This is a genomic window from Longimicrobium sp. (genome assembly GCA_036389795.1).
Taxonomy (GTDB): Bacteria; Gemmatimonadota; Gemmatimonadetes; order Longimicrobiales; family Longimicrobiaceae; genus Longimicrobium.
The window spans coordinates 1-6,474 of record DASVWD010000066.1 but is presented as its reverse complement, the minus strand read 5'-3'; the positions used below and the strand labels follow the sequence as shown (position 1 = coordinate 6,474).

General features: G+C 76.2%; 2 protein-coding genes. Both read left to right on the top strand.

Going from position 1 to position 6,474, the window contains the following annotated elements; genetic code table 11:
* Nucleotides 1-907, top strand: a 907-nt coding sequence (locus tag VF746_08255; protein ID HEX8692394.1) for a phosphopantetheine-binding protein, incomplete at its 5' end; no start/stop codon positions are given.
* A gap of 47 nt (nt 908-954) precedes the next feature.
* Nucleotides 955-6,474: amino acid adenylation domain-containing protein (locus tag VF746_08250; GenBank protein HEX8692393.1), on the top strand; the 5,520-nt coding region annotated here is incomplete at its 3' end.

Below are 6,474 nucleotides of genomic sequence, written 5' to 3'. Positions count from 1 at the left end.
GGACGTCGCGGAGAGCGCGCCGGGCGTGCCGATCGGGCGGCCGAAGGCGAACACGCGCGCCTACGTGCTGGACCGGGCGGGCGAGCCGGTGCCCGTCGGCGTGGTCGGCGAGCTGTACGTGGGCGGCGCGGGCGTGGCGCTCGGGTACCTGGACCGGCCGGAGCTGACGGCGGAGCGCTTCGTGGCCGACCCGTTCGGCGCGGAGCCGGGCGCGCGCCTCTACCGCACGGGCGACCTGGTGCGCCGGCGCGGCGACGGCGCGCTGGAGTTCGTGGGGCGCACCGACTTCCAGGTGAAGGTGCGCGGCTTCCGCATCGAGCCGCGGGAGATCGAGGCGCGGCTGCTGGAGCACCCGGGCGTGCGCGAGGCGGTGGTGGTGGCGCGCGAGGACGGCCCCGGCGAGAAGCGGCTGGTCGCGTACTACGCGGGCGCCGCGGACGCGGTCGAGGCGGACGTCCTCCGCTCCCACCTGGTGGAGTGCCTGCCGGAGCACATGGTGCCGGCGGCGTACGTGCGGCTGGAGGCGCTGCCGCTGACGCCGAACGGGAAGGTGGACCGCAGGGCGCTCCCGGCGCCGGAGGAGGACGCCTACGCGGCGCGCGCGTACGAGCCGCCGGCCAGCCGGACGGAAGCCGCGCTGGCGGAGGTCTGGGCCGAGGTGCTGGGAGTGGAGCGGGTGGGCCGCAACGACCACTTCTTCGAGCTGGGCGGCCACTCGATCCTGGCGAGCAAGCTCGCGCTGCGGATCCGGCAGGACCTGGAGGCCGACGTCGCGCTCTCCGACGTCTTCGAGGCGCCCGTGCTGTCGGCGCTCGCCCAGCGGGTCCTCGACGCCCAGCTCGCCCAGTTCGACCCGGCCGAGCTCGCGAACCTGACCGCGCTGCTGCGCGAGCCCGCGGTCGGGTGATCCCGCGGATGTCCCTGTAACCATCGCTCTCTCTACCGCCGTCGCCGATGCAGTCCACTCTGACGCTCACCGAGCGCGAAAGGCTCCTGGAGCTGGCGCGTGCCGCCAGGCTCGAGCGCAGCTGGTCGCAGCTGTCCCCGATCGAGCCGGCGGACCGGGGCGCTCGCCTGCCGCTGTCGTTCGCGCAGCAGCGGCTCTGGTTCCTGGAGCAGCTCGGGGCGCTGGGGAGCGCGTACCACATCCCGGGCCGGCTGCGCCTCCGGGGCGAGCTGGACGCGGGGGCGCTGGCGCGCGCGCTGGAGCGGATCGTGGCGCGCCACGAGGCGCTGCGGACCACCTTCGCGGCGGTGGACGGCGAGCCGGAGCAGCGCGTCGCGCCGGCCGCAGGGAGCCGCTTCCACCTGGCCGCGCACGACCTGCGGGGCCGCGCCGGGGCCGACGCGGAGCTGGAGCGCCTGAGCGCCGAAGAGGCGGACGCGCCGTTCGACCTGGAGCGGGGCCCGCTCGTCCGCGGGCGCCTGGTCCGGCTGGCGAAAGACGACCACGTGCTCCTGCTGACCATGCACCACATCGTGGCCGACGCGTGGTCGATGGGCGTGCTGGTCGACGAGCTGGCCGCGCTGTACGGCGCGTACCGGGAGGGCGGGGACGACCCGCTCCCGCCGCTGCCGGTGCAGTACGCCGACTACGCGGCGTGGCAGCGGCGCTGGGTGGACGGCGAGGTCCTCCGGCGGCAGGCCGACTACTGGACGCGCACGCTCGCCGGCGCCCCCGAGCTGCTGGAGCTGCCGGCGGACCACCCGCGCCCCGCGCGGCAGGACCATTCCGGCGGGGCTGTGCGGGTGGAGCTGGACGAGGCGCTCACGGCGGGGCTCAAGGTACTGGGCCGCCGGCACGGGGCCACGCTGTTCATGACCCTGCTCGCCGGCTGGGCCACGGTGCTCGGTCGGCTCTCGGGGCAGGACGACGTGGTGGTCGGCACGCCCACGGCCAACCGCGGCCGCAAGGAGGTCGAGGGGCTGGTCGGGCTCTTCGTCAACACGCTGGCGCTGCGCGTGGACCTGTCGGACTCGCCCACGGTGGCCGGGCTGCTGGAGCGGGTGAAGGCGCGCGCGCTGGAGGCGCAGCAGAACCAGGACATCCCCTTCGAGCAGGTGGTGGAGCTGCTGCGGCCGGCGCGCAGCCTGGCGCACCACCCCGTGTTCCAGGTGATGTTCGCCTGGCAGAGCGCGCCGCGGGCGAGCCGCGAGCTGCCGGGGGTGGAGCTGGCGCTCATGCGGGGCTCCCGGCGGGTGACGGCCAAGTTCGACCTGGAGCTGAGGCTCGGCGAAGCGGGCGGGCGGGTCGAGGGGGTGGTGGAGTACGCGGCGTCGCTCTTCGAGCGGGCCACGGTGGAGCGCTGGGCGGGCTACCTGCGGCGCGTGCTGGAAGCGATGGCGGCGGGCGACGGCCGGAGCGTGGAGCGGCTGGAGCTGCTCTCCGACGCCGAGCGCCGGCAGGTGGTCGAGGAGTGGAACGCCACCGCCGCCGACTATCCGCGCGACGTGTGCGTGCACGAGCTGTTCGAGGCGCAGGTGGAGCGGACGCCCGGCGCCGTGGCGCTGGTGTGCGCGGGCGAGGCGCTGACGTACCGGGAGCTGGACGCCAGGGCGAACCGCCTCGCGCGCCACCTGCGCGGGCGGGGGGTGGGCCCCGAGACGCGGGTGGGGATCTGCCTGCCGCGCACCCCCGACCTGGTGGTCTCGCTCCTGGCGGTGCTCAAGGCCGGCGGCGCCTACGTGCCGCTGGAGCCGAACTACCCGCGGGAGCGGCTCGGCTTCATGCTGGAGGACGCGGAGGTGGAGACCATCGTGACCACCTCCGAGCTCGCCGGGCGGCTGCCGGAAGGAGGGGCCCGGGCGCTGCGCCTGGACGTCCTCCGCGACGAGATCGCCCGCGAGAGCGACGCCGCGCCCGGGTCCGGGGCCGCGCCGGGGAACCTCTCGCACGTGATCTTCACCTCCGGCTCCACCGGCCGGCCCAAGGGGGTGATGATCCGCCACTCGTCGGGGGTGGCGCGCCTCTGCTGGCTGCGCGAGAACGTCGGCGACGCGGAGCGCTCGGCGGTGCTCTTCTCCTCTTCCGCCAGCTTCGACGTCTCCTTCACCGAGGTGTTCGGCGCGCTGGCGTGGGGCGGCAGGCTGGTGGTGGCGGAGAACGCGCTGGCGCTGGCGAGCCTCCCCGAGCCGGTGACCTACGCCAGCATGGTCCCCACCGCCGCGGCGGAGCTGCTGCGCACGGGCGGCTTCCCGGCCTGCGTGAAGGTCGTCCTCTTCGCGGGCGAGACGCTCCCCCCCGAGGTCGTCCACGCGCTCCACGCCCTCGGCACCCTCGAGCGGGTGGTCAACCTCTACGGCCCCACCGAAGACACCACCTACTCCACCTCCTGGCCGGTGCCGGAGGGGGCCCGGCACATCTCCATCGGCCGTCCCATGGCCCTCACCCGCGCCTACGTGCTGGACGGGGAGCTCCAGCCGGCGCCGGTGGGCGTGGCGGGCGACCTCTACCTGGCCGGCGAGGGGCTCGCGCGCGGATACGCCCGCCGCCCCGGCCTGACGGCCGCCTCCTTCCTCCCGGACCCGTTCGGCCCGCCGGGGAGCCGGGTGTACCGCACCCTGGACCGGGCGCGCTGGCGCGGCGACGGGACGCTGGAGTTCGCCGGCCGCGCGGACTTCCAGGTGAAGGTGCGGGGCTTCCGCATCGAGCCGGGGGAGATCGAGTCGCGGCTGGTCGAGCACCCGGGCGTGCGCGCGGCGGTGGTGGTGGCGCGCGGCGACACCCCCGCGGACCGGCGTCTGGTCGCCTACTACGTCGGCGACGCCGTCGGCGCGGACGCACTGCGCGCGCACCTGGCGGAGCGCCTCCCGGAGTACATGGTGCCGGCGGCCTTCGTGGCGCTGGAGCGGCTCCCCGTCACCCCCAACGGCAAGCTGGACCGCCGGGCGCTCCCGGATCCCGGGGCCGACGCGTACGCGCGGCGCGGCTACGAGGCCCCGGTGGGCGAGGTCGAGACCGCGCTGGCGGAGGTCTGGTCGGAGGTGCTGGGGGTGGAGCGGGTGGGGCGCCGCGACCACTTCTTCGAGCTGGGCGGCCACTCGCTCCTGGCGGTCCGGCTGGCCGAGCGGATGCGGCGGCGGGGGCTCTACGCCGAGGTCGCCGCGCTGTTCGCCACGCCCACGCTGGCCGAGCTCGCCGCCGCGGTCGGCGGGGCGCCGCGCGAGGTGCGGGCGCCCGCGAACGGGATCCCCACCCCCTGCGACGCCGTCACCCCCGAGATGCTTCCCCTGGTGGAGCTGAGCCAGGCGGAGATCGACCGCGTCGCGGCGGGGGTGGCGGGCGGCGCGGCGAACGTCCAGGACGTCTACCCGCTGGCGCCGCTGCAGGAGGGGATCCTCTTCCACCACCTGGCGGCGGCGGAGGGCGACCCGTACCTGATGGCGGGGCTCTACGGCTTCGACGACCGCGCGCGGCTGGACGCGTGGCTGGCGGCGCTGCGGGCGGTGGTCGCCCGGCACGACGTCCTGCGCACCTCGGTGGCGTGGGAGGGGCTGCGCGAGCCGGTGCAGGTGGTGTGGCGCGAGGCCCCGCTGCGGGTGGAGGAGGTGGAGCTGGACCCCGCCGGCGGCGACGCGGCGGAGCAGCTCTACCGCCGCTTCGACCCCCGGCGCCACCGCATCGACGTGCGCCGGGCGCCGCTGCTGCGCCTCCACGTGGCGCGCGACGAGGCCCGCGGCCGCTGGCTGCTGCTGCTTCTCCTCCACCACCTCTGCAGCGACCACGCCTCGCTCGAGGTGCTGCAGGAGGAGGTCCGGGCGCACCTGGAGGGGCGCGCGGACCTTCTCCCGGCGCCGCCGCCCTTCCGCGACTACGTGGCGCAGGCGCGGCTGGGGGTGGGCCGCGGCGAGCACGAGGCGTTCTTCCGCGAGCTGCTGGGCGGCGTGGAGGAGCCCACGGCGCCGTTCGGGCTGCTGGACGCGTGGGGCGACGGGTCGGGGATCGCCGAGGCGGCGCTGGCGGTGGACCCCGCCCTGGCGGCGCGGCTCGGCGAGCGGGCGCGGGCGCTGGGGGTGAGCGCGGCCGCCGTGTGCCACGTCGCGTGGGCGCAGGTCCTGGCGCGGGCGTCGGGCCGCGGCGACGTGGTGTTCGGGACCGTGCTCTTCGGGCGGATGAGCGGAGGCGCGGGGTCCGACCGGGCGCTGGGGCCGTTCATCAACACGCTCCCGGTCCGCGTGCGGGTGGCCTCGCAGGGGGTGGAGGCGGCGGTGCTGGGGACGCACCGGCAGCTGGCGGAGCTGCTGCGGCACGAGCACGCCTCGCTGGCGCTGGCGCAGCGGTGCAGCGGTGTGGCCGCGCCAGCGCCGCTCTTCACCGCACTCCTCAACTACCGCCACAGCCGGCGGCCGGGAGAGGCGGGCGCGTCCGGGATGCGGGGGCTCCGCGCGAATGCGCGCACCAACTACCCGCTCACGCTCGCGGTGGACGACCTGGGAGACGGCCTCGCGCTCCGGGCGTTCGCCCCGGCCACGGTGGGCCCGGAGCGGGTGTGCGCGATGGTGCACCGGGCGCTGGAGGGGGTGGTGGAGGCGCTGGAGGCGGAGCCGGGGCGCGCGCTGTCGCGGGTGGACGTGCTTCCCGAGCCCGAGCGGCGGCGGGTGGTGGAGGAGTGGAACGCCACCGACGCGCCCCGCCCCGACGCCTGCCTGCACGAGCTGTTCGAAGCGCAGGTGGAGCGGACTCCGGATGCGGCCGCGCTCACGTTCGAGGACCAGACGCTCACCTACGCCGAGCTGAACGCCCGCGCGAACCGGCTGGCGCACCACCTCCGCGGGCGCGGCGTGGGTCCGGACGTGCGCGTGGGGCTGTGCGTGGAGCGGAGCCTGGAGATGATGGTGGGGCTGCTGGGGGTGCTGAAGGCGGGGGGCGCGTACGTGGCGCTGGACCCCGAGTACCCCGAGGAGCGTCTGCGCTACATGCTGGTCGACAGCGAGCCGGCGCTCTTGCTGACGCACGGGTCCGCGGCGGAGCGGCTGGGCGGCCTGGGCGTGCCGGTGGTGGCGCTCGGGCGCGACGCCTCGTCTTGGGCGGATCGGCCGGCGACGAACCCCGGACGCGGCGGCCTGACGCCACACCACCTGGTGTACGTGATCTACACCTCGGGCTCGACGGGCCGTCCCAAGGGGGTGATGGTCGAGCACAGGAGCGCGGCCAACGCGCTCGGCTGGATGCAGCAGGCGTGGCGGCTGGGTCCTGGCGACGCGGTGCTGCAGAAGACACCGTACAGCTTCGACGCCTCGCTGCGGGAGCTGCTGCTGACGCTGCTGGCGGGGGCGCGCCTGGTGCTGGCGCGCCCCGGCGGGCAGCGCGACCCCGCCTACCTGGTGGAGACCGTGCGCCGCGAGGGCGTCACCGTGCTCCACTTCGTCCCCTCCTTCCTCCAGGTGCTGGCGCAGGAGCCGGGCTTCGCCGGCTGCGCCGCGCTGAAGCGGGTGGTGTGCGGGGGCGAGCCGCTGGCTCCCGAGCTGGTGCGG